Annotated in this window: 21 protein-coding genes; 3 read left to right on the top strand and 18 right to left on the bottom strand. The window is 43.0% G+C overall.

Annotated features, from left to right (window positions below):
• Positions 1 to 95: 95 nt before the first annotated feature.
• From tilS to dnaE, 3 genes are all read right to left on the bottom strand, one after another.
• Positions 96 to 1,475 carry a tRNA lysidine(34) synthetase TilS gene (gene tilS, locus F607_RS0105045; protein ID WP_027707202.1) on the bottom strand — a complete coding sequence of 460 codons (1,380 nt, stop codon included), beginning with the start codon at positions 1,473 to 1,475 and terminating at the stop codon, positions 96 to 98.
• Positions 1,476 to 1,589: 114 nt separating this feature from the next.
• A complete protein-coding gene (locus F607_RS0105040) occupies positions 1,590 to 2,573 on the bottom strand; it encodes an acetyl-CoA carboxylase carboxyltransferase subunit alpha (RefSeq protein WP_027707201.1) in 984 nt (327 codons plus the stop codon).
• Positions 2,574 to 2,735: 162 nt separating this feature from the next.
• Positions 2,736 to 6,230 carry a DNA polymerase III subunit alpha gene (dnaE, locus tag F607_RS0105035; RefSeq protein ID WP_027707200.1) on the bottom strand — a complete coding sequence of 1,165 codons (3,495 nt, stop codon included), beginning with the start codon at positions 6,228 to 6,230 and terminating at the stop codon, positions 2,736 to 2,738.
• A gap of 238 nt (positions 6,231 to 6,468) precedes the next feature.
• Between dnaE and F607_RS0105030 the strand changes: the two genes are divergently transcribed.
• Positions 6,469 to 7,332, top strand: coding sequence for a substrate-binding periplasmic protein (locus F607_RS0105030; protein WP_051310920.1), 864 nt, complete (start codon positions 6,469 to 6,471; stop codon positions 7,330 to 7,332).
• A 63-nt stretch (positions 7,333 to 7,395) separates the two neighbouring features.
• On the opposite strand, the gene rnhB is transcribed toward F607_RS0105030, so the two are convergent.
• The 15 genes from rnhB to rpsB form a co-directional block, all read right to left on the bottom strand.
• Entirely contained in the window at positions 7,396 to 8,007 is a 612-nt protein-coding gene (gene rnhB / locus F607_RS0105025) for a ribonuclease HII (protein WP_157365382.1), read from the bottom strand.
• A 26-nt stretch (positions 8,008 to 8,033) separates the two neighbouring features.
• Positions 8,034 to 9,176 carry a lipid-A-disaccharide synthase gene (gene lpxB, locus F607_RS0105020; RefSeq protein WP_027707197.1) on the bottom strand — a complete coding sequence of 381 codons (1,143 nt, stop codon included), beginning with the start codon at positions 9,174 to 9,176 and terminating at the stop codon, positions 8,034 to 8,036.
• A gap of 9 nt (positions 9,177 to 9,185) precedes the next feature.
• Complete coding sequence (gene lpxA, locus F607_RS0105015) at positions 9,186 to 9,980, bottom strand: acyl-ACP--UDP-N-acetylglucosamine O-acyltransferase (protein ID WP_038290145.1); 795 nt, start codon at positions 9,978 to 9,980, stop codon at positions 9,186 to 9,188.
• Positions 9,953 to 10,399: a 3-hydroxyacyl-ACP dehydratase FabZ gene (fabZ, locus tag F607_RS0105010; protein WP_027707195.1), complete on the bottom strand. Its 447-nt coding sequence runs from the start codon at positions 10,397 to 10,399 to the stop codon at positions 9,953 to 9,955. Before fabZ ends, lpxA begins: the two co-directional genes overlap by 28 nt.
• Before the next feature lie 87 nt (positions 10,400 to 10,486).
• Complete coding sequence (lpxD, locus tag F607_RS0105005) at positions 10,487 to 11,518, bottom strand: UDP-3-O-(3-hydroxymyristoyl)glucosamine N-acyltransferase (RefSeq protein ID WP_027707194.1); 1,032 nt, start codon at positions 11,516 to 11,518, stop codon at positions 10,487 to 10,489.
• 17 nt (positions 11,519 to 11,535) lie between these two features.
• On the bottom strand, positions 11,536 to 12,051 hold the full coding sequence (locus F607_RS0105000; protein WP_027707193.1) for an OmpH/Skp family outer membrane protein: 516 nt from the start codon (positions 12,049 to 12,051) through the stop codon (positions 11,536 to 11,538).
• A gap of 28 nt (positions 12,052 to 12,079) precedes the next feature.
• On the bottom strand, positions 12,080 to 14,398 hold the full coding sequence (bamA, locus tag F607_RS0104995) for an outer membrane protein assembly factor BamA (RefSeq protein WP_027707192.1): 2,319 nt from the start codon (positions 14,396 to 14,398) through the stop codon (positions 12,080 to 12,082).
• Between the two features lie 69 nt (positions 14,399 to 14,467).
• Positions 14,468 to 15,844 carry an RIP metalloprotease RseP gene (gene rseP / locus F607_RS0104990; protein WP_338112602.1) on the bottom strand — a complete coding sequence of 459 codons (1,377 nt, stop codon included), beginning with the start codon at positions 15,842 to 15,844 and terminating at the stop codon, positions 14,468 to 14,470.
• A gap of 30 nt (positions 15,845 to 15,874) precedes the next feature.
• On the bottom strand, positions 15,875 to 17,053 hold the full coding sequence (gene ispC / locus F607_RS0104985) for a 1-deoxy-D-xylulose-5-phosphate reductoisomerase (RefSeq protein ID WP_027707190.1): 1,179 nt from the start codon (positions 17,051 to 17,053) through the stop codon (positions 15,875 to 15,877).
• Between the two features lie 18 nt (positions 17,054 to 17,071).
• Positions 17,072 to 17,875, bottom strand: coding sequence for a phosphatidate cytidylyltransferase (locus F607_RS0104980; protein WP_027707189.1), 804 nt, complete (start codon positions 17,873 to 17,875; stop codon positions 17,072 to 17,074).
• A complete protein-coding gene (uppS, locus tag F607_RS0104975; protein ID WP_027707188.1) occupies positions 17,869 to 18,645 on the bottom strand; it encodes a polyprenyl diphosphate synthase in 777 nt (258 codons plus the stop codon). The genes F607_RS0104980 and uppS overlap by 7 nt, the downstream gene beginning before the upstream one ends.
• A 194-nt stretch (positions 18,646 to 18,839) precedes the next feature.
• Positions 18,840 to 19,397, bottom strand: a complete 558-nt coding sequence (gene frr, locus F607_RS0104970) for a ribosome recycling factor (RefSeq protein ID WP_027707187.1) — start codon at positions 19,395 to 19,397, stop codon at positions 18,840 to 18,842.
• On the bottom strand, positions 19,390 to 20,130 hold the full coding sequence (pyrH, locus tag F607_RS0104965) for a UMP kinase (RefSeq protein ID WP_027707186.1): 741 nt from the start codon (positions 20,128 to 20,130) through the stop codon (positions 19,390 to 19,392). Before pyrH ends, frr begins: the two co-directional genes overlap by 8 nt.
• A gap of 75 nt (positions 20,131 to 20,205) precedes the next feature.
• Complete coding sequence (gene tsf / locus F607_RS0104960) at positions 20,206 to 21,072, bottom strand: translation elongation factor Ts (RefSeq protein ID WP_027707185.1); 867 nt, start codon at positions 21,070 to 21,072, stop codon at positions 20,206 to 20,208.
• A 136-nt stretch (positions 21,073 to 21,208) separates the two neighbouring features.
• Positions 21,209 to 21,967, bottom strand: a complete 759-nt coding sequence (gene rpsB / locus F607_RS0104955; protein ID WP_027707184.1) for a 30S ribosomal protein S2 — start codon at positions 21,965 to 21,967, stop codon at positions 21,209 to 21,211.
• 258 nt (positions 21,968 to 22,225) lie between these two features.
• Between rpsB and map the strand changes: the two genes are divergently transcribed.
• Together map and F607_RS28215 are read left to right on the top strand one after the other, a co-directional pair.
• Positions 22,226 to 23,077, top strand: a complete 852-nt coding sequence (gene map / locus F607_RS0104950; RefSeq protein ID WP_338112603.1) for a type I methionyl aminopeptidase — start codon at positions 22,226 to 22,228, stop codon at positions 23,075 to 23,077.
• 55 nt (positions 23,078 to 23,132) lie between these two features.
• On the top strand, positions 23,133 to 25,871 hold the full coding sequence (locus tag F607_RS28215; protein WP_051310918.1) for a [protein-PII] uridylyltransferase: 2,739 nt from the start codon (positions 23,133 to 23,135) through the stop codon (positions 25,869 to 25,871).
• The last annotated feature ends 35 nt before the right edge of the window (positions 25,872 to 25,906 follow it).

Below are 25,906 nucleotides of genomic sequence, written 5' to 3'. Positions count from 1 at the left end.
TGGAAGGGAGACTGGTCACGTCAAGATGGGATTACAGGCTACCAGAAACTACTGATAAGCTCAATCTACTCTCACTTAACTTACGTACAAACCGATCATCTTAGACACGGCTGCCACTCAATCTTCCAACCCTGCTCATCTTTCTGAGCCGCAAACTCAGCCACCACCCAAAGCCCCGCAGCAGCGACCAAGTGGCCATCTTCATTTACAATAAGAGGCACTCGATCTCGTAACCATGGCACAACATTAAATTCTTGCAACCATCTTTTTAATGTTTTTTTACCACTTCTATTGGCAACTGCAAACTTTTTTTCTGCTGACCATTGCTCACGGTAAATAATATGCAACGACTGAGAAGCAGAGCCTACCTGAATTCTAGGCTCATTGTTATTGATCGATGACAACATTAATAAGCCATTGCCTGATAAGTTGTACTGATCACTTGTAGTAATATTTAATACTTGCGCAACAACTGGAATATGACTTAGCTGTGATGGCAGCGCAAAGAGCCACTGTTTGTATCGCCTGACCTTAACATTAGCCCAGCAAACTTGTGGTGAAGCATCCGATCGAGCACTGAGTTGTTGAGTGATTTGTGCTAAATGCTCGGTTGAGGGCTTTGGCCAGTTTAGCTCTTGTAACCAGTGGCGAAGAACATTACGCTGGCGAGCCTCAGAGAGCTGGAGAAAATCGGGTATAAAAATGGGAAACCCATTCATCCCAGTTAGAAAGGGCGGCTCTTGTACAATCTGCTGCATATCTTGTATAGCCACATCATGTAAAATTTCTGCGGCAGCGGTACAGTGTTTAACTGTCTTTGTTAAAGATGAAATAGCCTTAGGCCAACGCTGTAATACCACTGGCAAAACGTTATGACGCAAGTAATTCCGGTCAAAATCCACTAAATCATTGGACTCATCATCTACCCAAACCAGCTCATGCTGAACGGCATATTGCTCAATGGCCTGACGACTAACCTGTAGCAGTGGACGAAATAATGTCCCTAAACCCACACTCCGTGAGACAGGCATAGCCGCAAGTCCTTCAACCCCCGCTCCACGAAACAGCCGATATAGCAATGTCTCTGCTTGATCTTGCGCATGATGTGCTAAGAGTAAACATTCATTATCTTGTAACTCATTCCCAAAAATCTCATAACGTGCTGCTCTTGCAGCATCTTCTAGCCCTTGTCCACTACTTTTCACCTGAAGGCTAAATACTGAAACCGGTATATTCCATTGTTCCCCCAGTGATTGACAGTGAGCAGCCCACTGCTCTGCATTCTCACTAAGCCCATGATTAATATGAACAGCTCGCAAGCTTTTTAACTGCCCCCTTAAAAAGAGACATTTACACATATGCAGTAGCACCACAGAATCAAGGCCACCACTTAAACCCACACAAAAAGAAGATGCACCTATTTTGTCTAGTTGAGAAAGAAGCCAGTCTGCTGTGAGAGTAAACGCTTTAGCCATTGTTTATTCATTAGGTCTAACAGTGGGGGAAATGGGTAGGAAGCCATCTCCGTTTACTGATAGAGATGGCTTGAGCAATCGAGTGGTGGCGAGTCTGTTAGCTAAGAAGCTAGCCTAGTGGCTTTGGTCAGACACGTTACCATAGCTCATTAATCTTTTATAACGATGCTCCAGTAAAGTATCGGTATCCATTCTTTGCAGGACATCTAACTCTTTAAGCAGGACCTCTTTGATACTAGATGTCATTTGAGTGACATTACGGTGAGCACCACCCAAAGGCTCAGGAATAAGACGATCGACAAGTCCTAAATCTAATAGCCGATCAGCAGTAATACCCATAGCTTCTGCTGCGTCTTCTGCACGCTCAGCTTTCTTCCACAGAATGGATGCGCACCCCTCTGGAGAAATAACTGAATAAGTAGAGTACTGCAGCATCATCAAATGATCACAAACACCGATTGCCAGCGCACCACCTGAACCACCCTCACCAATAACGGTTGAAATGATTGGTGTTTTTAAGCGAGACATAACAGCTAAGTTATAGGCAATTGCTTCGCTTTGTCCACGCTCTTCTGCACCAATTCCTGGGTATGCACCAGGAGTATCAATAAACGTCACAATTGGCATTTTAAAGCGCTCAGCCAATTCCATTAGTCGGCATGCTTTTCGATAGCCCTCTGGCTTGGGCATACCAAAATTACGCCTGACTTTCTCTTTAACATCCCGGCCTTTTTGGTGACCAATCACCATTACCGGTTTGTCATCCAGGCGAGCAATCCCCCCCACAATAGCCGCATCATCCGCATATTTACGGTCACCATGTAACTCGTCAAAATCAGAAAAAATATGCTGAACATAATCTAGGGTATAAGGGCGCAATGGGTGTCTTGCTAGTTGAGCAACTTGCCAAGACGACAGGTTATTAAAGATTTTTTTCGTTTCTTCCTTACTTTTTTGAAGCATCTGCTCAATTTGAACACTTACATTAAAGTCATTATCCGTGCCTTCATCTGGTCCCAGTCGAATCTGGCGCAGCTCTTCAATTTTTTCTTCAAACTCAGCAATTTTCTGCTCGAAATCTAAGTAATTTGGATTCATATCAAATGTCGTACCCCAACGTCTGGCCTACGTGGTGACTATAGCCAGCAGTAATCCAACGCTCGTTGAGTATTGTTAAAGACTACTGCTCACTTGTAAAAATTCGTCATGAGAAAAATAAAAAATAAAGCCGCCAATATTACCGTCTTGTATAACAAACAGCTAGTAGGCTATGGCCACATTTTCTTTACCAAATGTATTTTTTAGCAGCTGCATAAGCTCATCACTTGGCGTTATTTGCCACTCTTCGGCTAAAAGCAATTGCGCCTTGGCATCAGGCCGATAGTATTCCACAGCAACAGGAACAGGCCCTTGATGGTGCGTGAGAAGATGCGCTAACTGGGTAATTTGCTCAGTGTTAATGCGTTGAGCATAAAGCCTAAGCACTAACTGTCTTGCATAGTGTTGTCTAGCCTCGAGTAAGCTTACTAAACGCTTTGCCCTTACTTTAAGGCTATTGGAAAAGTCATCGTGACTCACTTCCCCCTCAACGACCACTAAGGTGTCTTTATTGATTAAATGTTGAAACTGCTGAAACTGATCAGCAAATATTGAAACCTCTATACGTGCAGTACGATCATCCAAGGTGATAAATGCCATACGGTCACCCCGTTTATTTTTCATCACCCGTAACGCAACAATCAGCCCGGCAAGCGTTTGGGTTTCCCTGCCAGGCTTCAACTCAGTAATACGCTGACGAATAAAGTGTTGTAATTCAGACTCATAACTATCAATCGGATGCCCCGTTAGATATAAACCCAGCGTGTCCTTCTCACCTTTTAGACGCTCATGATCAGACCACTCTGCAACTGATAGATACTTTTCATAAACATTAGCGGTTTCATCGACTAAAAGGTCTTCAAATAGATCACCTAACCCACTATCAGCACCTTTAACCAGCTGCTCTGCCGTTTTAACCGCCTCTTCAGTACTAGCCGCTAAGACCGCTCGAACCTTACCAAGCCCAGGCCCTTTAGCCGCTGGGTCATGACCCAGCTTATCAAGCGCACCAGAACGAATCAGCGCCTCAAGCACTCGCTTATTAATTTTCTTTCCATCAACCTGCTGGCAAAAATCAAATAGGTCTTTAAAACCAGTCTGGCCTCGCGCACTGACAATAGCTTCAATAGGACCTTCCCCTACCCCTTTGATTGCACCTAAGCCATAAACAATCTCGCCGTGTTTATTGACTGCAAATTGATAGCTACTAACATTGACATCTGGCGGCACAATAGCCAGCTTCATGGTACGGCACTCTTCTATCAGGGTTACAATCTTATCCGTATTGTGCATATCCGCCGATAATACTGCAGCCATAAATTGTGCAGGATAATGAGTTTTTAACCAGGCTGTCTGAAATGACACAAGCGCATAAGCTGCCGAGTGAGACTTGTTAAATCCATATCCAGCAAACTTTTCCATCAAGTCAAAAATATGGGTTGCTTGCTCTTCTGGAATTTTATTTTCGGCTGCCCCCTGACTAAATATCTCCCGCTGCTTAGCCATTTCTTCAGGCTTTTTCTTACCCATCGCCCGCCGGAGCATATCCGCTTGCCCCAAAGTGTAGTTCGCCAATACCTGAGCAATTTGCATAACCTGCTCTTGGTACAAAATAACACCATAGGTATTTGATAAAACAGGCTCTAAATCTTGATGTGGATATTCCACAACTGCACGCCCATGTTTCCGGTTAATGAAGTCATCTACCATTCCTGACTGAAGAGGACCAGGCCGGAACAAGGCAACTAACGCGATAATATCTTCAAAACAACTTGGTAGCAGACGCTTGATTAACTCTTTCATCCCCCTGGACTCGAGCTGGAACACGGCTGTTGTTTCTGCTCGTTGTAACAGTTGGAACGAATCCTTATCCGCTAAGTCAATGTGCATGATGTCTAATACAGGCTCTCCCTGTTTAGCCCGTTCAGCATTAATAGCATTTACTGCCCAGTTAATAATAGTCAGGGTTCTTAACCCCAAAAAGTCGAACTTAACAAGCCCGGCCTGCTCAACATCATCTTTATCAAACTGGGTAACTAAGCCATGGCCTTGTTCATCACAATAGAGTGGCGCAAAGTCAGTCAACTTGGTGGGTGCGATAACAACCCCCCCCGCATGTTTACCGACATTACGGGTAATACCTTCTAGTTTTAGCGCCATTTCCCAAATTTCTTGGGCTTGTTCATCATTCTCTAAAAACTCCCTCAGTGGCTCTTCCTGATCAAATGCCTTTTGGAGAGTCATGCCTACTTCAAAGGGAATCATTTTAGAGAGCTTATCGGCAAGGCTATAAGACTTGCCCTGAACCCGAGCCACATCACGGACTACCGCCTTAGCAGCCATCGTACCAAAGGTGATGATTTGTGATACCGCATCACGCCCATACTGATCAGCAACATAGTCAATCACCTGATCCCGACCATCCATGCAAAAGTCAACATCAAAGTCAGGCATTGACACCCGCTCGGGATTAAGAAACCGCTCAAAGAGTAAGTCATAGGCCAAGGGATCAAGATCGGTAATTTTCAAGGCATAGGCAACTAACGAGCCAGCCCCTGATCCCCGTCCAGGCCCAACAGGTATGCCGTTATTCTTCGCCCACTGGATGAAGTCCATCACTATAAGAAAATAACCTGGAAACCCCATTGAGATAATAATATCTAGCTCAAACTCCAAGCGGTCCAAATATGCCTTACGCTTTGCTTGATAGTCTTCAGACTCTGGATCAAGTATTAGTTCAAGGCGCTGTTCAAGTCCTTCGAGGCTTTGCTTGCGAAAAAAGTCATCCATTGTCATCCCATGAGGGATGGGATATTCAGGCAAAAAATATTTACCCAGTCGAACATTCAGTGTACAGCGCTTGGCAATCTCGACAGAGTTCGCCAAGGCTTCGGGTAAGTCAGCAAACAGCTCAACCATCTCTTCTTGCGTACGGAAATTCTGCTGATCACTGTAAATTCTTGGCCGACGAGGGTCATCAAGAATACGCCCTTCACCGATACAAACACGGGTTTCATGGGCTTCAAAGTCATCTTTGGCTAAAAAACGCACATCATTTGTCGCAACCAAAGGACATCCCGTTCTCTCTGCTAGGGCTACTGCTGCATGAACATAATCTTCATCATTGGGTAAGCCTGTTCGTTGAATAGCTAAATATAGACGACTGGGGAAGTACTGCTTCCAGTAATGAAGTGTGTCGAAAGCTTCCTGTTCATGTCCTGCTAGCCACTGCTGACCAACATCACTATTCTTACTAAACAGAGCAATTAAACCTTCAGCCTTTTGCTCAAGCCACTCACGTTGTACAACAGGTTTTCCATGCGTTTGCCCCTGTTGATAACCCATCGAAATGAGTTCCGTCAGATTTCGATAACCTATGTCATTTATAATTAACAACACAACACGTGAAGGGGTTGAACTGCCGTCCAAAGGTGTAAGACAAATATCAGCACCACATATGGGTTTAATACCTGCAGCCATAGCGGCTTTGTAAAACTTGACCAGCGCATATAAATTAAGCTGGTCAGTCATTGCGACCGCTGGCATTTGGTTCTGCTGAGCGGCCTTTACCAGCTCTTTAACTCTTATAAGGCCATCAACCAAAGAGTACTCTGTATGAACATGTAAATGTATAAATCGTGGCGACTGATGAGACATGAGCGATTCAAGCTGTTAAACTGTTGATTCAATTGGGGAAATATTATTAGATATGACCGCGGTTTCAGGGGATAGCATTGTAAAGCCTACCCGGTCAGTTGTCATGGCCTAAACTGTTTCCTCAGAGTAAAGAAAATCAAACCTCGAATCTTTTTACGAAGTGTGTTTAGATTATCACTTCTGTGAATGATTAATACTTATAACTTATAAAATAATTCACATAATGGATCCCGCTTTCATGAAAGATGCGCTTGTCATTGGCATGCCAGCTCATCCTATCAAGAGAAGCCAGAAATCGCTGCTAGCGCTTTTTCTTCTGTTTTTCGTCGCCTTAGATTTGTCATCGACGGCTTCTGCGGCAGAATGTAAAACGCTTACGGCAAGTGGCAACTCGGAGTATCCCCCCCTGCTATGGCGAGATCGAGAAAATCCCAAAGCACTTCTTGGCCTTTCGGTTGAAGTGTTATCTGAGGCTCTCAAAAGCAAACAAATTAATTTAAAAGCTCGCTATGTAGGTCCTTGGTCACGCGCCCAGGCACTCGCCAAAAGTGGTGATATCGATTTACTGGCAGGTGCATTTAAAACCGCAGAAAGACTTCAGTATATGGATTATGTTGAACCGCCCATACTTGAAGTACCCAGCGTGCTTTTTGTACTACACGGCAAACGTTTTCCTTTTACAACATGGGAGCATCTCAAAAGCAAACATGGCGCTACTCTTATCAATAACAGCTTTGGTGAAAAGTTTGATCGTTTTGCTGCAGAGCATTTACAAATTTATGGTGTTCGCTCTGTAAAGCTGGCATTTAATTTGTTGCTAGCGGAGCGAACCGACTATGTGCTTTATGAGTTGTATCCAGGCTTAGCGTATGCAAGAGAGATGGCAATTGAGCATAAAATTGAGTACCTACAAAAACCGGTTAACGCAGAAGGTCTCTATTTTACCATTGCCAAACGCTCTCCTTGTAACACTCCAGAACTTAAATCCTTTATCAGAAAAACAATTATCCAATTCCATCAATCCGGGGCCCAAGAAAACCTTCTTAATAAATACCTGGGCCTCTGGCAACGACAAGCTACACTGAAAGCGCCTCCACCATAAAAATTTACTGTTATCACTAACAGCCTGTTATTTTGACAGCGGAAGCAAACTAAAAGCGAAATCTTAACTTAATAAGCGTTTAACAGGTCCAAAAGAACGCCTATGAATTGCTGACGGACCAAGTGATTGCAATGCTTCTAAATGGAGTTTCGTGGGATAGCCTTTGTGTTGAGCAAGGCCATAACCTGGATACTGTTCATCCAATATGAGCATTTCCTGATCTCTTGCAACTTTTGCCAGTACTGAGGCTGCGGCAATTTCTATTATACGGCTATCGCCTTTTACTACAGCCTGACTTGGGTACGACAGTTGTGGACAGCGATTACCATCGACCAAAACGTATTCAGGTGCAATAGTCAAACCATTAACAGCACGCTGCATAGCCAGCATTGAAGCCTGTAAAATATTTATAGCGTCTATTTCTTCAACTTCAGCTCTACCTAAACACCAGCTAACCGCTTCAGCTTTTATTTGCTCTGCAAGAAGCTCTCGTTTTTGCTCGCTCAGTTTTTTCGAATCATTCAAACCTAAAATTGGTTTTTTAGGATTTAATATTACTGCCGCAGCCACCACAGCACCACATAGTGGACCTCGGCCCACCTCATCGACACCTGCAACCCTGCACTCAACTGCACCTTGCTTAGCAAGGTAATCATAACCAAACTCTATTATCATACGTTGAAAAGCCGATTTGAAAAATGCTATGAAATAAGCTTTGCGACGGCATCAGCAGCTCGTTCACTGGCATTACAACGAAGCTGTTGGTGGATTTGTCGAAAAGTGTCGTGTAATTTAGAGACTGTTTGAGGGTGGAGAGCCTTCAAAATTGCAACAGCTAAATGCTCAGGCGTTGCTTGCTGCTGCAACAACTCAGGAACCAATAATTGATTTGCTAATAGATTGGGCAACGCAACATAAGGTGTTTTAAGCATACCAGACACCAACATATGCGTTATCCTTGATACTCGATATGCAACAACCATTGGCCTTTTTACCAACATGGCTTCCAATGTTGCAGTACCTGATGCAAGTAAAATAGCATCACTGGCTGCCATTACATCTTGAGCCTGGCCCAACACCACTTTGGTTGATAAATCAGGAAAAGCCTGAGCTATTTCTTGTATTTGCTGAAAACGGTGCTTATTCGCTGCAGGGATTAATACTTGCAAATCAGGCAGTTGCCGCTGACAAAGCTTTGCCGCTTGCATAAACAACTGCGCTAACCGCTGAACCTCACTTCTCCGGCTACCAGGCAAAACGGCTAAAGTAGGGCGATTTGTATTAATGCTTAACTTTTCTTGCGCAGTCTTCTGGTCCATATCCATTGGAATATCATCCGCAAGTGGATGCCCCACAAATGTGACCGGAATATTATGTTTCTCGTAAAATGCAGCCTCAAAAGGAAATAGCGTGAGTACATAGTGAGTACTTTCAGCTACATTAAACACTCTTTTTTGACGCCATGCCCAAATAGTAGGACTCACGTAGTGTATTGTTGTGATACCAGAGCGCTTTAATTTTTTTTCTAACCCTAAATTAAAGTCAGGCGCATCTATTCCAATAAACACTGTTGGTGGTTGCTGCTGCCAATATTCAACTAAGCGACGTCTTAAGCGTAAAAGCTCAGGGACACGTCCCAACACTTCGGTCAGGCCCATCACCGCCAAGCGCTCCATTGACTCAAAGGATTCAAAACCAAGCGCTAACATGCGAGGCCCACCAATACCTTCAAATGTGGCCTGAGGAAAGCGTTGCTGCAATGCTTTAATTAAACCTGCACCCAGCAAGTCACCTGATGCCTCGCCTGCAACGATGGCTATTCTTATCTTTTTAGTTGAAGTCATGAATACTAACTAGCGGGTTATACCCCGATTAGAAGACTGTAGAGAATTGATTAAGCATTGCACTTCTTCATGTTCACTTGACCATTGCTCAAGCTCAGTAATCGCATCTTTTAACGTCAAACCCTGACGATAAATGATGCGATAGCAACGCCTTAGTACACCGATTAGCTCCGCTGAGTACCCTCGCCTCCGCATACCTTCATAGTTCATACCATGTGCAGCTGCAGGGTTACCACTCACCGTGACAAACGCAGGAATATCTTTAAAAACAGCCGTATGAGCTGCCGTCATACTAAAGGGTCCAACCTGGCAAAATTGGTGGACTGTAGAATAACCACCAAGAATAACACCGTCACTAATATGAACATGCCCAGCAATAGCTGCATTATTTGCCATAATAATATCGTTACTTAATACGCAATCATGCCCTATGTGGACATAGGCCATAAGCAAGTTATTATTACCTATTTTAGTAACGCTATTATCCTGTATGGTTCCACGATGGATAGTGCAGCCTTCACGAATGATATTATTATCACCAATCTCTAACCTAGTAGGCTCACCTTTATATTTTTTATCCTGACAATCTTCACCCACAGATGAAAACTGAAAAATTCTATTATTTTTTCCAATTTTCGTTGGGCCTTTGAGCACCACATGAGAGTGAACAACTGTACCGCTATCGATTTCGACATTTGGACCCACATAGGTCCATGGTCCAATTTCAACATCCGCAGCCAGCTTTGCACCTGGATCTATGATAGCGCGTGGATCAATCAAGGTAGTAATTCCTTCTTTGCACATAGAATTTCTGCTGAGCTGGCTAATTTACCATCAACCAATGCCTGACAAGAAAACTTCCAGATTCCACGTTTTTCCATTACAAAAGAAGCATTAAGCTGGAGCCTGTCACCTGGCACAACAGGCTGTTTAAAACGTACCTTGTCAGCACCTGCAAAATAATACACATGATTATCTTCAGGCTGCTTGCCACTCATTTTAAAGCCTAGAATTCCTGCAGCTTGTGCCATTGCCTCAATGATCAGCACACCTGGCATAATAGGATGCTCAGGAAAATGCCCATTGAAAAACTCTTCATTAACGCTAACATTTTTGTAACAAGAGATTGTGTTGGCTTCCAAATCAAGCTCTACAACTCGATCAACCAACAAAAAAGGATAACGTTGCGGGAGATACGCTTTAATCTCTTGAATATTCATCATGCTTTGATTTCGCCTGTTTCTAATATCGAGGTAATGCTAGTGACGACTGGGGCAAAACCTTAAAAAGGAGGATTACACCACTAACCTTTAGCGCTCATTACGCTTCTCAAGCTGGTGAATACGCTTAGCCAGCTCATCCAGCTGGCGAATACGTACAACCTGCTTTTTCCACTGCGCTGCAGGCATACTTGTACCTGCACCAGAAGAATACGTCCCTGGCTGATCAATTGATTTCGTAACCAGAGTCATTGCTGTAATGTGCACATTATCGGTAATTGATAGGTGCCCTGCCAAGCCAGAACCTCCAGCTATCGTACAGTTTTTTCCTACTGTTGTACTTCCAGAAATACCCACACAGCCAGCAATTGCAGTATTTTCACCGATAACCACATTGTGAGCAATCTGAATAAGGTTATCCAGCTTCACACCATTACCAATAATCGTATCACTTAAAGCCCCACGATCAATGGCTGTATTTGCACCAATTTCAACATCATCCCCAATGATGACGCTACCTAACTGTGCAATTTTGTGCCATTGGTGTTGCTCTGGTGCAAAACCAAACCCATCAGCCCCAATCACAGCGCCGCTATGAATTATAACGCGTTCACCAATAGTTACTCCGTAACAAATAGTGACATTACGCGATAAATGTGTATAAGCTCCAATTAAACTATCACGCCCCACCACAGTGCCAGACTCAATAACAGCGTGCTCACCAATGGTAACGCCTGACTCTATAACAACGTTAGGACCTACATACACAGAGTCAGATAGTTTTGCGGTAGGATGTACTACTGCTGATGGGTGAATACCCGCATCAAACTGTCGACTTGAATCAAAAAGGTGGGAAATCTTAGCATAGGCAAGGTAGGGATTGGCGACAACAATGACACTACCTGAAAATTGTGTCGCCATATCAGGCTTCAAAATAACTGCTCCAGCTTGTGTTATATCGAGGTATTTTCGGTAGGCTGGATTAGCCAAAAATGAAAGATCATTTGGCGTAGCATCCTGCAGTGTAGCTAACCCTGATAACCTTAACTGAGCATCTCCAATTAAGTCTGCTTGAAGATACTCAGCCACCTGCTTAAGTGTATAAGCTGAAGCAACTTTCATGAAACCCTACTATAGAATTAACGCATTTGATTTAACTTGAGTATAACTTTGTTGGTTATATCATGTTTTGCGTCAACATAGTAAGCTGCGGATTTCTCTAATACAATTTCGTATCCACCTGCTTTAGCCACTTGAGCAATCGCAGAGTCGAGTTTTGGTTTTAAACTTTTGATTTGGTCACGATCAGCTTTGTTCTTTTCAATTTGCAACTCTTTAGACTGCACTTGAAAGTCTTCAGCTTTACGCTTTAATTGAAGCTGAAGTTTAGTGCGCTCAGAATCACTCATTGCAGAACCATCTTTTTGCAGCTTTTGGTTCAAAGACTTAGCTTCAGCCTCAAGCGCACGCAGTGTTTTCACTTTACCACCGAATTTTGCTTCAGCCTGTTTTGCATAACGCTTTGCTTGATCAGACTCCAACATTGCCTTTTGGTAATTAATAACGGCAATTTTCATTTCAGCAGAAGCCAAAGGAGCAACCAACAGCGCAAGGCTAATACCTATAATTTTACCCAGCTTACTAGACAACATCATATCTCCTATAAATTCGCTTCAAACGCTTTTAGAAGGTTTGCCCAAGAGCAAATTGGAATACTTCAGTCTCATCATCTGAGTCAGCATTTAAGGCTTTAGCCAAGCTGAAAGTCAGTGGTCCAAGACCTGTAATCCAGGTTACTCCAAACCCTGCAGAGTAACGTAATTCTCCAAGGTCTACATTACTACAGTTGTTTTCATCACTACTACAGCTGGTGTCAAATACGTTACCTGCATCTAGAAATACGGCACTGCGTATAGAGCGCTGGTCACGAATAAACGGTAGTGGGAAAATAACTTCTGCAGTACCTTCCACTAAAACATTTCCCCCTATGGGGTCGTCGTCTGTATTATCCTTGCGTATTGCACGTGGGCCAAGGGTATTATCTTTGAAGCCGCGCACAGAACCGAAACCGCCCGCATAATAGTGTTCTATAAAGGGCATTTCAGAGGTACTTCCAATACTGTCACCGTAGCCTAAGTTGGTTTTCAGATGTAATGTCAGGCTATCCGTTAAAGGCTTAAATAGTTGCCCACGATAATTCACTTTATAAAATTGCAGATCACTCCCAGGAAGCGCCAACTCCAATCCTAAGCTTTGAGAATACCCTCGTGTTGCTAATACACCTCGGTTTAGTGTTGATTGGTTCCAGCCAATATTAAATTTGTAGTTGAGGTATTTATCGCCTTCTTCATCAATAAATTCTTGAATTTGTTTTGCAGTATTAGTACCGGTTTTAACTTCCGTCTGGTCAAGACCAAAACCAAAACTTAAATTTGAGGTCTCTGACAACGGATAGCCAAATGTCACACTACCGCCCCATACATCCGTTGAATAGTTCGAAATATCTTTCTCCTCGTAGTCTGTGGTGCGATAGAACACATCAAAACCACGACTCACACCATCAACTGTGTAATAGGGATCATAAAAGCCAAAGCGATATAAGGTTCTGGATTTACTGGTATTAAGACCCAGGTTAACTCTGTTACCTGTACCTAAAAAGTTACGCTGGCTAATGTTTCCACCCAAGATCAGACCACTGCCTTGAGAAAACCCAACACTTGCAGATACACTGCCTGAAGCTTGCTCTTCTACAGCATAATTCACATCAATCTGATCTGTTGTTCCAGCTACAGGTGTTGTTTCAACATTAACCTCTTTAAAATAACCCAGCCGGTCTAATCGGGTTTTTGACTGCTCAATTTTATGAGTTGATGCCCAAGAACCTTCCATTTGGCGCATTTCACGACGTAATACTTCATCTTCAGTTTTAGTATTACCTATAAAATTCACCCGTCGTACATAAACACGCTTACCAGGATCAACGAAAAACGTAACACTTACACTGTTATCTTCTTCGTGGGGCTGCGGGACTGTATTGACGTTAGCAAATGTATACCCATCATTACCCAAGCGCCTAGCTAAAAACTCTTCTGTTTTAGTAATAGCTTTACGCGAAAAAGTATCACCTTGTTTTACCACAATCAGCTTACGCATCTCTGGCTCAGGTACTTTAATATCACCCGCCAGCTTAACGTCTCTGATGGTATACTTCTCGCCTTCATGGATATTAACTGTGATATAAACTTCTTCTTTATCCGGTGAGATAGAAACCTGTGTAGAAGTAATATTGAAATTGATATAACCACGATCCAAATAATAGGAGCGTAAACGCTCTAAATCGCCAGATAATTTTTCACGCGAATATTTATTGTCATCCGTGTAAAAAGAAAATAAGCCTGAAGGCTGTAGCTGAAAAAGTTCAAGCAGGTCATCATTAGGGTAAATGTTGTTACCAACAATATTGATATGCTCAATTGTCGCTACTTTACCCTCTTTGATATTAATTTTAATGCCTACACGGTTACGAGGAAGTGGAGTAATTTCAGACTCAATTTTTGCACCATAGCGACCTTGTGCAACATATTGACGTTCTAGTTGTAAACGAATGGCTTCAAGGGTCGCCTGCTCATAAATCTCACCTGGAGCTAGCCCTTCTTGCTTTAATCCATCAAGTAGCTTTTCAGTATCAATTGCCTTATTACCTTCAATATCGATACTACTGATAGAGGGACGCTCAACTACAGTTATGACCAGAACATTCCCATCTCGAGCAAGCCGTATATCCTGAAAGTAACCTGTCTTAAATAGGCCACGTGTTGCTTCAGTAATTGCTTGAGCATTGACTTCATCACCAATGGTTAAAGGCAGTGCATTAAAAACCGTACCTTCAGATACACGTTGCAAACCATCAACGCGAATATCTGAGACGATAAATGAATCCGCCAAACATACGTACGGTAAAGCCGTACAGCCGAAAAGTAGAGACAACAGATATCGCTTCATGGAATCCGTTCTTCCAGAGCTGTAAGATGAAACATCACGAACCCGAAGGCAGGTTCCCCCAAAAATAAACTACAGACGGCTCAAGTCGTTATAAAAAGCAACAAACATCATCGTAATTATCAACGCGATGCCTATTCGACTACCAAATTCTTGAGCCTTTTGTGATACAGGACTACCTTTAACCCACTCAATGAGATAATAAACAAGGTGTCCACCATCAAGTATTGGTATTGGTAGCAGATTTAAAACACCTAAACTGATGCTTAATATCGCCAGAAAATTGAGAAAGCTCTCAATACCTGAACGTGCTGTATCGCCAGCAACTTTTGCAATAGTAATCGGGCCACTCAAATTTTTAACTGAGACAACCCCCTCTATCATTTTCTTTATTGAGCTTAAAGTCAATGCTGTCATTGACCATGTTTTAGACAATGCAACAATAAATGCATCATGTGGCGCATAACTTATGTCGCGAAATACATTATCTGGAAATGAAACTGCCTGTGGCGAAGCCCCTATAAATCCTATACCTCCAGCTTCACTTTGTTTTACCCCAGGAGTAACAGTCAACACTTGTCTTATACCATTACGTCGTATTTCAACCTGTAATGATTGATTTGGATGTTTTTTAACTTTTTGAACCCAGTCACCCCAATCTACGACAGGTTTATCATTTACTGACAGAATTTCATCACCTGGTTTCATTCCAGCTTTAACTGCCGGATAACCTTCCATTAACTCACCCACCACAGCTGGAATCTTAGGGTAAAACTCAGAAATACCTAAAGCAGCTAATGGCTTTGGCTGCTCGACACCTGCCAACCAGTTATCAACAGCAAGCTCATGCTGGACTAAAGCCCCTTTACTCGAAGAACTATTACCCTCAGAGAATGGACGAAGCGTTAGTGGAATTTTACCAGTATCACCAATGTAACTAAGCAGAGCAATGTTGATGTCATACCAGGAAGCTGTTTGCTCATCACCGACAGCAACAATTTCATAACCTGAACGAATATTTGCGTTTGCAGCAGGACTTTCAGGTTTAACCTCGCCAATAACGGGAATAAGGGCTTTAATCCCAATCATTAACATAAGCCAAAAAGCAATAATCGCGAGGATAAAGTTTGCCACTGGGCCAGCAACCACAATTGCAATACGTTGTGATACAGGCTTTCGCGTAAACTCAAAAGATTGATCAGACTCAGCAACAGGCCCTTCCCGGGCATCGAGCATCTTGACATACCCACCTAAAGGAAAGGCTGCAATCACAAACTCAGTGCCATGCCGGTCGTACCACGAAAGTAATGGTTTGCCAAACCCTACTGAGAAACGCAACACTTTAACGCCACAACGCCTAGCCACCCAAAAGTGTCCGTACTCATGAAATGTCACCAGCAACCCTAAGGCAACGATCATTGCTAATATTGTTTGCAACAACTCAATCATGTTTGTAGCCCAAGCATCCTTATTAAGTTATCAGTTGCTAGCGTACACTATTTGTTGAGCACACTCACGAGCAATCCTGTCCGCCTCTAACACATGCTCCAAACTATCTGCAGCACTGCAAGAGGTTTTATTGAGCACGACTTCATTAACTTGTGCAATGCCCATAAATGTCAACTTATCTGCTAAAAAGGCGTCTACTGCAACCTCATTAGCAGCATTGAGAATAGCCATTGCAGTCCCTCCTGCTTGGACAGCTTGCTTAGCTAACTTCAAACATGGGAAACGTTCTTCATTAGGCGCTTCAAAGTCAAGCTGGCCTATTTTAGCTAAGTCGAGAGGGGAAACACCTGAAGCCATCCGCTGCGGCCAAGCAAGCGCATGCGCAATGGGCGTACGCATATCTGGGTTACCAAGCTGTGCAAGGACAGAACCATCAATGTAGTCAACCATAGAATGAATAATACTTTGAGGATGAATCACAACCTCAACTTGATCTGGTGACGCAGAAAAGAGCCAGCAAGCTTCTATAAACTCCAACCCCTTATTCATAAGCGTGGCAGAGTCTACTGAAATTTTTCGCCCCATTGACCAGTTTGGATGATTACAGGCCTGCTCTGGTGTCACATGTTGTAACTCTTCGAAAGTAAAGTTGCGAAAAGGACCACCAGATGCCGTTAATAATATTTTTCGAATACCTGCCACTGAGAGCGAATCAGAAGCCGTTGGAGGCAGACATTGAAAGATGGCATTATGCTCACTATCAATAGGCAACAATGTCGAACCAGCCTGAGTTACTTCCTGCATAAACAAGGCACCAGACATAACCAGTGCCTCTTTATTGGCAAGCAACACTTTTTTCCCAGCCTTTACTGCAGCTAAAGTTGGTAATAACCCTGCGGCTCCCACAATAGCCGCCATAACAGTATCTACCTCTGCAGCAGCAGCCACCTGAGCAAGTGCCTGCTCTCCTGTTAAAACCTCTGTTTTACAGACTGTCTCATTGAGCGACTCACGAAGTTTACTTGCTGCAACGCTGTCAGCCAGAACCGCATATTTAGGTTGAAACTGCTGACACTGCATTAACATCCCAGTGACGTCTTTTTGGGCTGCTAGAGCAAACACTTGATAACGACTTGGATGTTGGGCAATAACATCTAAAGTACTACAACCAATGGAACCTGTGGATCCCAGAATAGTAATGTTTTGCACTATTAATCAGCCCGCATCTTATAAACCAATAACTACTAAAAGTAAGGCAAGTACTGGTGCTGCTGCTGTTAACGAATCAATTCGGTCAAGAACACCACCATGTCCAGGTAATAACTGGCTGCTATCTTTTAAACCTTGCTCTCGCTTAAACATACTTTCCACAAGGTCGCCCAAAACTGAGCTGGCAACAACTAACCAAGCTATAGCAGTTAGCAATAGACTATCAATCCAGTTTAACTGCCAGTACCAAGCAAAAATAAACGTAAGCAGCGTGATAACAGCCAGCCCTCCAGCAACACCTTCCCAACTTTTGCCAGGACTCACTCTTGGTGCTAGCTTATGTTTGCCAAAACGCTTACCCGCAAAGTAAGCACCACTATCTGCGCCCCAGATTAACAACAGAAGAAACACAATAAGGGAGCTACTGTTAGCTTGCATTTTAATAAGAACAAATGCCTGCCATGCAGCAAGAAGCACCAGAAAGCCTACTGCTAGCTTAATAGTGGTAGCCTCCCAAAACCATCTTATTTTAGGGTATTGAACTACCAAAAACACTGCGCCACACCACCATAGCGCACTTACTATGACGCCCCAAGTGAAAGGAATCCACATCGCACTGATAATCATAATCAGCACATAGGTAAGTGTATAACCAACTCGCTGTGGTAATTGCTGCCAGCCCGACAGATTAGCCCACTCCCAAGCACCTAGTGTGGTAATCGCACCAATAAACCAGCTAAAGTAGGGAAGATCAAGAAATAGCACTCCTACCAATACAATAGGAGCCAAAATAGCAGCGGTTAAGATACGTTGTTTTAGCACTGATCCTGAGCCTCAACTTGTTCGCTTGTACGTCCAAAACGTCGCTCTCGGCCTGCAAAATCTATCAGTGCTTGCTCAAACTCTTCGGGACCAAAGTCAGGCCAAAGTGTCTTTGTGTAGTAAAACTCTGTATAAGCAAATTGCCATAGCATAAAGTTACTTATTCTGTGCACACCACCTGTTCGAATACAAAGATCAGGTAATGGTAGGCCTTCTGTTTGCAAGTGCTGCTCAACAAGCTCTGTTGAAATCTCGCTTGCTTGCAATGTACCGGCCTTAACTTTTTCGGCAAGCTGTTGGCATGCATTCAGCATATCCCACTGGCCACCATAATTTGCAGCAATCACTAAAGTAACTTTGGCATTTTCTGCCGTTAACGCTTCAGCATCAGCAATATGTTTTTGCAATGAGGGACTGAAAGCTGAACGATCACCAATAACTTTTAAGCGAATATGGTTTTTATGTAAGCGTTTAGTTTCTCTTTTCAGCGCTCTTAAAAACAACTCCATCAGCGCTGAAACTTCTTCTTCCGGCCGACGCCAGTTTTCACTACTAAATGCAAATAAAGTTAAGACTTCAATACCATAACGACCACAAGCCTCAACAATACTTCGTGCTGCGCTCAAGCCCGCACGATGGCCTGCTATACCAGGTAGTCGTTTGCGTTTGGCCCAACGATTATTACCATCCATAATGACGGCAATATGTTTAGGGCGATTTTTTAGTTCTCCCAGGGAATCAGAAATCTCTGGTTTGAGATGATTAGACATAAATCTGGAAATAATCGGCTATTGAATTGAGGTCGAAACAATAAACATTTATTTGCTTTATGCAAACAGAGAGATGCAAATATAATTCACAAAAGTAGTGTAACGTCACCAAAAAAACAGCAGCAGTATGAAGCGTTTTTTCACACTGCTGCGACATCTGTACTACAACTGCCAACCAATTTCTCAGTTCGCACTTATATTTCCATAAGATCTTTTTCTTTACCCTGAAGCACTTTATCTATTTCACCAATAAATTTATCCGTAAGCTTTTGGATATCATCTTGTGCCTTACGCTCCTCATCCTCACTGATTTCTTTGTCTTTCAGCAAGCCTTTGAGATCATTATTTGCGTCACGACGAATATTTCGTACAGCCACTCTCGCAGACTCTGCTTCCTGACGTGCCTGTTTAATAAAACCTTTACGCGTTTCTTCTGTTAATGGAGGCAGAGGAATACGAACCACATCTCCAGATGTTGCTGGGTTCAAACCTAAATCTGACTTCAAAATGGCTTTTTCAATCTCAGGAACCAAGTGCTTTTCCCAAGGTATAACCGCCAATGTCCGTCCATCTTCAGTAGAAATATTAGCTGCTTGCGACAACTGTACTTCAGAGCCGTAGTAATTCACTTTCACATCGTCAAGCAAGCTAGGATGAGCACGGCCAGTTCGAATCTTTGCAAAAGCAACAGATAGTGCCTCTAAGCTTTTCTTCATACGGGCTGACGCTTCAGCCTTAATCTCATTAATCATTATTCACCCCACAAATCAGCGTGCCTTCATTACCACCCACAACAATATTTAGGAGCGCACCTGACTTATTCATATCAAAAACGCGAACAGGCATCAGGTGATCCCTTACCAAGCAAATGGCGGTAAGATCCATAACACCCAGCTTACGTGTCAGTATCTCGTCATAGGTCAGCGTATCATACTTGATCGCATCAGGATTTTGCACTGGATCTGCAGTATAAACACCATCAACTTTCGTCGCTTTCAGCACTAAGTCTGCTTCAATCTCAATACCTCGCAAACAGGCTGCCGAGTCAGTTGTGAAAAATGGATTTCCCGTTCCTGCAGAAAAAATAACCACATCACCATTCGTCAAGTAGCGTTGCGCCAAACGCCGGTCATAGTGTTCAACAATACCACTCATAGGTATCGCTGACATGACACTACTTTTAATATTTGAGCGCTCCAGGGCATCACGCATAGCAAGCGCATTCATCACTGTGGCCAGCATCCCCATGTGATCACCCGTGACTCTGTCCATACCCGCCTCATGCAGTGAGGCCCCACGAAACAGATTGCCGCCACCAATGACAATGCCGACTTGAACGCCAATACCCACCAACTGCCCTATTTCTAGAGCCATACGATCCAGCACTTTAGGGTCAATACCAAACTCCTCGGTACCCACTAATGCTTCACCGCTTAACTTGAGGAGAATACGTTTATACTTGGGTTGACGATCACTTATCGGCATAGAGCATTCCTTCTATCAGCGCATCTTTTTAAACGCCCAAAAGCAATTGGCCTGCAGTTGCAGGCCAATATGGTGTTACTTGTTGAGGCCTGCTTGGGCCGCAACCTCAGCAGCAAAATCCACTTCTTCTTTCTCAATACCTTCCCCAACTTCGTAACGGGTAAAACCAGTTACAGTTGCACCAGCCTCTTTAACCAGCTGCCCTACTTTGATGTCAGGGTTTTTCACAAAAGGTTGCTCGACCAAACTGTTTTCAGCCAAGAACTTATTGACTCGGCCCACAACCATTTTTTCAATGATGTCAGCTGGCTTGCCACTATCCTGAGCTTGAGCAGTATAAATTTCACGCTCTTTTTCGATAAGCTCAGCAGGCATATCTTCTTTGCTGACAACAGTTGGGTTAACCGCAGCAATATGCATTGCAACATCTTTAGCAACTTCTGCATTTCCACCGGTCAAGGCAACGAGTACACCAATCCGGTTATTGGCGTGTACATAACTGCCAACTACTTCGCCTTCAGCTGCAATGACACGACGTACAGAAATATTTTCACCAATCTTTTGTACTAACGCCTGACGTCTTTCTTCCATACCATCAGCCATCAGCTGTTCAACAGAAGAAGCTTTCGTTTCAAATGCCTTAGTAGCTATTTCTTGTACAAATGCCAAGAAGTTATCATCACGAGCCACAAAGTCAGTTTCACTGTTAACTTCGATCATGACGCCATAGCGGTTATCATCAGCCAGCTTAACGGCAATTACGCCTTCAGCGGCAATCCGTCCAGCTTTCTTTGCAGCTTTAGCCTGGCCTGATTTACGTAGCTCTTCAATGGCTTTTTCAATATCGCCCTCTGACTCAACAAGTGCTTTTTTGCACTCCATCATGCCCAGGCCAGTGCGCTCACGTAACTCTTTTACCAATGCTGCAGAAATTGCTGCCATTACATTTTCCTCTGAATTAGGTTGATTAGACTAAAACATGCTGACTGAATAAGCGTACTAACACATTATCCGCAAAAAGGGGGCCTTGCCCCCTTATTGTCATTCAGCCAATGCAATGTGCTACTTGAGGTTTAGCTTAGCCTTCAGCAGCCGCTTGTGCTTCACCTTGCTCGTCAACTTCTTCTACGAACTCATCTTTAGCACCAACATCTGAAGCAGAACGGCCTTCAACAATAGCATTTGCTACAGACTGTACATACAGTTGAATGGCGCGGATAGCATCATCATTACCAGGAATAACCACATCAACACCCTCTGGGCTGCTGTTGGTATCAACAACGCCGATTACGGGGATACCAAGCTTATTTGCTTCGCTGATGGCAATACGCTCATGATCAACATCAATTACGAACAAAGCGTCAGGCAAACCGCCCATGTCTTTGATTCCGCCAAGACTACGCTCTAGCTTTTCCATGTCACGACTACGCATCAAAGCTTCTTTTTTCGTTAGCTTTTCAAAGGTACCATCTTGACTTTGGCTTTCAAGCTCACGTAAGCGGCGAATAGACTGACGAATTGTCTTGTAGTTTGTCAGCATGCCACCCAACCAACGGTGGTCAACATAAGGCATTCCTGCACGCTGCGCTTCTTCACGAATAATCTTCCCGGCGGCACGCTTTGTCCCAACAAACAACACTTTCTTCTTCGCTTCTGCCATTTTTTGAACTGAAGCTAAAGCGCTATTGAATGCTGGAAGGGTATGCTCCAGGTTAATGATATGAATTTTGTTGCGAGAACCAAAAATGTATTTGCCCATTTTTGGGTTCCAGTAACGGGTTTGGTGACCAAAGTGAACGCCGGCTTTCAGCATTTCACGCATTGTTACTTTTGGCATACTAACTCCTATAAATGGGTTAAGCCTCCATGTACCCCATAGACCAACCTTTCGGCACCCAAGTCTATGTGACGGCACATGTGTGGGGTTAAAATTACTTACCTATTAATCAAGCGGCGCTTTATACCATAAAAGCACCTTAGTTAAAACCTTAACACTACAATTTATCTTTCAATTTTAGGTTATCTTAAAGCGACAACTATCACTTACTTAGAGTTTGCTTCCATAGAGATTTAGCCAAGCCCTCTTAAATAACGGCTGCCAGTTCTGATACACTATCGAGAACTAGAATCGTTTGCCGTTAAATACTACTGTCAGGATTTACCTCTTAGAATGAATGTTACAATTAAGACACCTGAAGAAATTGAAAAAATGCGCATTGCTGGTCGAATGGCAGCTGAAGTATTAGAAATGATCGAGCCTTATGTTGTAGCAGGTGTTACCACAGGTGAGCTGGATCGCATCTGCCATGACTATATTGTTAACACGCTGGATGCCATCCCTGCCCCCCTTAATTATAGAGGTTTTCCAAAATCTATCTGTACATCCGTCAACCATGTTGTCTGCCATGGCATTCCAAGTGATAAGAAAACACTCAAGAACGGTGACATTATCAACATTGATGTTACCGTCATTAAAGAGGGTTATCACGGTGACACCAGTAAAATGTTCTTCATTGGCAACCCACCAGAACATGCGAGAAGACTTTGCCAAGTTACTCAAGAGTGCTTATATAAAGGTATTGCTGCAGTGAGGCCTGGTGCTTTTTTAGGTGATATTGGCTTTGTCATTGCCCAACACGCACATGCTAACCATTACAGCGTGGTGGAAGAATATTGTGGTCATGGCATAGGCAAAGAGTTTCATGAAGACCCACAAGTTCTCCACTATGGTAAAGCCGGCACAGGGCTTAAATTACAAGAAGGCATGACCTTTACCATAGAACCGATGATCAATGCCGGTAAAAAATTTACCAAACTTAATAAAAACGACCATTGGACCGTAACAACTAAAGATGGCCGTCTATCAGCCCAATGGGAGCATACTATTTTGGTGACTGCGACAGGTGCAGAAATTTTTACCCAGCGCAAAGAAGAAAATATTTTGTAAAAGTACCTGTTCTCATTTCTGATTACTGAAGTATTTCACTAAGAGGCTGGTTAACATGTTTATACCACCATCCTTTGATCAATTATGTACAGAACTATTTGACAAAGGTCAGTTTCGCGCCGACTTAATACTTTCCAGTAATCCTTTACCTGCTTATAAAAAATCATTACAGCGCGCTCAACAGAAAATGGATGAGCTGTATCAAGCAGGTATTAATATAGAGCACCTGGTCCACGGCCGAGCCTGGGTAATGGACCAACTGCTCATGTTAGCGTGGGAATTTTATGTGGGACAACAGCAAGAGGATATTGTCCTGCTTGCGGTGGGCGGCTATGGTCGAGGCCAGCTTCACCCCCATTCTGACATTGACCTGCTCATTTTGCTTTCCGGAAATCAGCATAATCACTACCTGTCTGCCATTCAGTCATTCCTCACCTTATTGTGGGACTTAAATCTGGCCGTTGGTCACAGTGTACGCTCACTGGATGAATGTGTGAGTGCTGCGGCTGATGAAATAACGGTCATGACAAACATTCTCGAGGCTAGAGTGATCACTGGTTTCGCACCTTTATTAAACAAGCTTTGGCAGCGAATCGGTTATTTAGGCATCTGGCCCAGCCGCCTTTTTTTGCAAGCTAAATACGAAGAGCAACGTACTCGGCATAAAAAATATAATGAAACTGAATATAACTTAGAGCCTAATTTAAAAAGCTCACCAGGTGGTTTACGTGATATTCAAATGATTTCCTGGGTAACTCGCCGTCACTTTGGTACTACCAAACTGCATGACCTGGTTAATTGTCAGCTTTTAACCGAGAACGAATACAGTATTTTAATCTCTGGCCAAGACTTTCTCTGGCAGGTCCGATATGGGTTGCATATGCTGGCCCGTCGTGATGAAAACCGCTTATTGTTCGATTATCAACAGCAGCTGGCTACATTATTTGGCTATAAAGATCGGCCCGGCAGCTTGGCTGTTGAGCAGTTTATGCAAAAGTATTTTCGTGTTGTTATGTCCCTTGGCGAATTAAATGACTTACTTTTGCAGCACTTTGACGATTTAATCTTATCTGCAGGACAAGCTCAAACTGTCGTATCGATAAATGAGCGTTTTCAAACAAGAAATAATTATATCGAAGTCGTTACACCTGATGTTTTTCGAAAAACGCCGTCAGCACTACTCGAAATATTTGTAATCATGACGCAAAATCCTAGTATTCTCGGTGTAAAAGCAACAACTATTCGACTTATAAGAGAGCATCGCTACCTCATCAATAATGAGTTTAGAAATGATCCACATAATGCAGCACTTTTTCTCCAATTGATGGCTGCACCTTACGGCTTAACTGTAAATTTAAGACGAATGGTTCGTTATGGTTTAATGGGGCGTTATTTACCCGAGTTTGGACGAATAATTGGACAAATGCAGCATGACTTATTCCATATTTATTCAGTTGATGCTCACACATTATTATTAATAAAATTTTTGCGTCGCTTTCATTACTCCGAAAATGCAGAACAATTTCCCGTTGCCTCCGAAATCGTTCAACGCTTACCAGATCTTGCTTTACTCCATATTGCTGGACTCTATCATGACATTGCTAAAGGTCGGGGAGGAAATCACTCTGAGTTAGGTGCAGAAGATGCACGCGCCTTTTGTATACGTCACAGCATTGCCAAAGAAGACAGCAACTTGATTATATGGCTGGTACGTAATCATTTACTGATGTCTACTACAGCACAACGAAAAGACTTATCTGACCCTGAAGTTATTCACGCTTTCGCCCGACAGGTTATTGATCAAACCCACTTAGATTATCTATATGTGCTGACTGTTGCTGACATTAATGCAACCAATCCCAAACTATGGAATAGTTGGCGAGCAGCCTTATTAAGACAACTGTATCAAGAAACGAAACGAGTCTTACGTCGTGGACTTGAAAAACCTGCGGATAAAAACGAACGTATAGCATCACGACAGGAAGAAGCGCTCACACTTCTTAACACGGAGAATATTCCAACCACACAAATTTTTAATATCTGGCACTCTCTAGACGATAACTATTTCCTAAGACATTCGGTTGAAGAAATCGTGTGGCATACTCAGGGAATTCTTACTGAAAATACAACAAATGGCCCACTTGTTCTTGTGCGAGAAACAACACACCCAGGCTTTGAAGGTGCAACACAGCTCTTTATTTATACAAAAGACAGTGATAATTTATTTGCTGCCGCGACTGCTGCTATTGACCAACTTAATTTAAACATTCAGGATGCAAGAATCATCACCTCTCATAATAATTACAGCCTAGATACCTTTACTGTTTTAGAGGCCGATAGCACACCTATAGGTGATAATCCTCAAAGAATAAAACGAATTAAGCGAACGCTTACTCACAAGTTAAATAATCCTGCACGTTACCCCAGTATCATTCAGCGTCGCACACCACGACAATTAAAGCATTTTACCTATCCAGCAGAAGTAACCATTAGCAATAATCCAAACAATGGTACGACTATTTTAGAAATAATCGCACCAGATCGTCCTGGTTTATTAGCCCTGCTTGGGCGCATATTTATGGAGCTAGGTTTATTTATTCATAATGCAAAAATAGCAACACTTGGTGAGCGTGTAGAGGATGTCTTTTTTATAACAGACGCTCATGGTTGTCCTATTACTGATGCAGATAAATGCGAGCATATCAGACAAACTATATGCAAACAGCTGGATGATAGAGCATTACAAGATGCCGGCCGAAGAACCAGTCGCCGCAAAAGCCTTACGATTCAGTAATTTATTTATTGCAAAAATATGAGCGGAGAACAAAA

Origin of the sequence: Zooshikella ganghwensis DSM 15267 (genome assembly GCF_000428585.1) — a bacterium.
Lineage (GTDB): Bacteria > Pseudomonadota > Gammaproteobacteria > Pseudomonadales > Zooshikellaceae > Zooshikella > Zooshikella ganghwensis.
This window is presented reverse-complemented; position numbering and strand designations above follow the sequence as displayed.

What these genes read in the sequence shown, in the direction of transcription:
- tilS (WP_027707202.1), bottom strand. Translation starts at nt 1,475, where the DNA reads ATGGCTAAAGCGTTTACTCTCACAGCAGACTGGCTTCTTTCTCAACTA.
- F607_RS0105040 (WP_027707201.1), bottom strand. Translation starts at nt 2,573, where the DNA reads ATGAATCCAAATTACTTAGATTTCGAGCAGAAAATTGCTGAGTTTGAA.
- dnaE (WP_027707200.1), bottom strand. Translation starts at nt 6,230, where the DNA reads ATGTCTCATCAGTCGCCACGATTTATACATTTACATGTTCATACAGAG.
- F607_RS0105030 (WP_051310920.1), top strand. Translation starts at nt 6,469, where the DNA reads ATGAAAGATGCGCTTGTCATTGGCATGCCAGCTCATCCTATCAAGAGA.
- rnhB (WP_157365382.1), bottom strand. Translation starts at nt 8,007, where the DNA reads ATGATAATAGAGTTTGGTTATGATTACCTTGCTAAGCAAGGTGCAGTT.
- lpxB (WP_027707197.1), bottom strand. Translation starts at nt 9,176, where the DNA reads ATGACTTCAACTAAAAAGATAAGAATAGCCATCGTTGCAGGCGAGGCA.
- lpxA (WP_038290145.1), bottom strand. Translation starts at nt 9,980, where the DNA reads ATGTGCAAAGAAGGAATTACTACCTTGATTGATCCACGCGCTATCATA.
- fabZ (WP_027707195.1), bottom strand. Translation starts at nt 10,399, where the DNA reads ATGATGAATATTCAAGAGATTAAAGCGTATCTCCCGCAACGTTATCCT.
- lpxD (WP_027707194.1), bottom strand. Translation starts at nt 11,518, where the DNA reads ATGAAAGTTGCTTCAGCTTATACACTTAAGCAGGTGGCTGAGTATCTT.
- F607_RS0105000 (WP_027707193.1), bottom strand. Translation starts at nt 12,051, where the DNA reads ATGATGTTGTCTAGTAAGCTGGGTAAAATTATAGGTATTAGCCTTGCG.
- bamA (WP_027707192.1), bottom strand. Translation starts at nt 14,398, where the DNA reads ATGAAGCGATATCTGTTGTCTCTACTTTTCGGCTGTACGGCTTTACCG.
- rseP (WP_338112602.1), bottom strand. Translation starts at nt 15,844, where the DNA reads ATGATTGAGTTGTTGCAAACAATATTAGCAATGATCGTTGCCTTAGGG.
- uppS (WP_027707188.1), bottom strand. Translation starts at nt 18,645, where the DNA reads ATGTCTAATCATCTCAAACCAGAGATTTCTGATTCCCTGGGAGAACTA.
- frr (WP_027707187.1), bottom strand. Translation starts at nt 19,397, where the DNA reads ATGATTAATGAGATTAAGGCTGAAGCGTCAGCCCGTATGAAGAAAAGC.
- pyrH (WP_027707186.1), bottom strand. Translation starts at nt 20,130, where the DNA reads ATGCCGATAAGTGATCGTCAACCCAAGTATAAACGTATTCTCCTCAAG.
- tsf (WP_027707185.1), bottom strand. Translation starts at nt 21,072, where the DNA reads ATGGCAGCAATTTCTGCAGCATTGGTAAAAGAGTTACGTGAGCGCACT.
- rpsB (WP_027707184.1), bottom strand. Translation starts at nt 21,967, where the DNA reads ATGCCAAAAGTAACAATGCGTGAAATGCTGAAAGCCGGCGTTCACTTT.
- F607_RS28215 (WP_051310918.1), top strand. Translation starts at nt 23,133, where the DNA reads ATGTTTATACCACCATCCTTTGATCAATTATGTACAGAACTATTTGAC.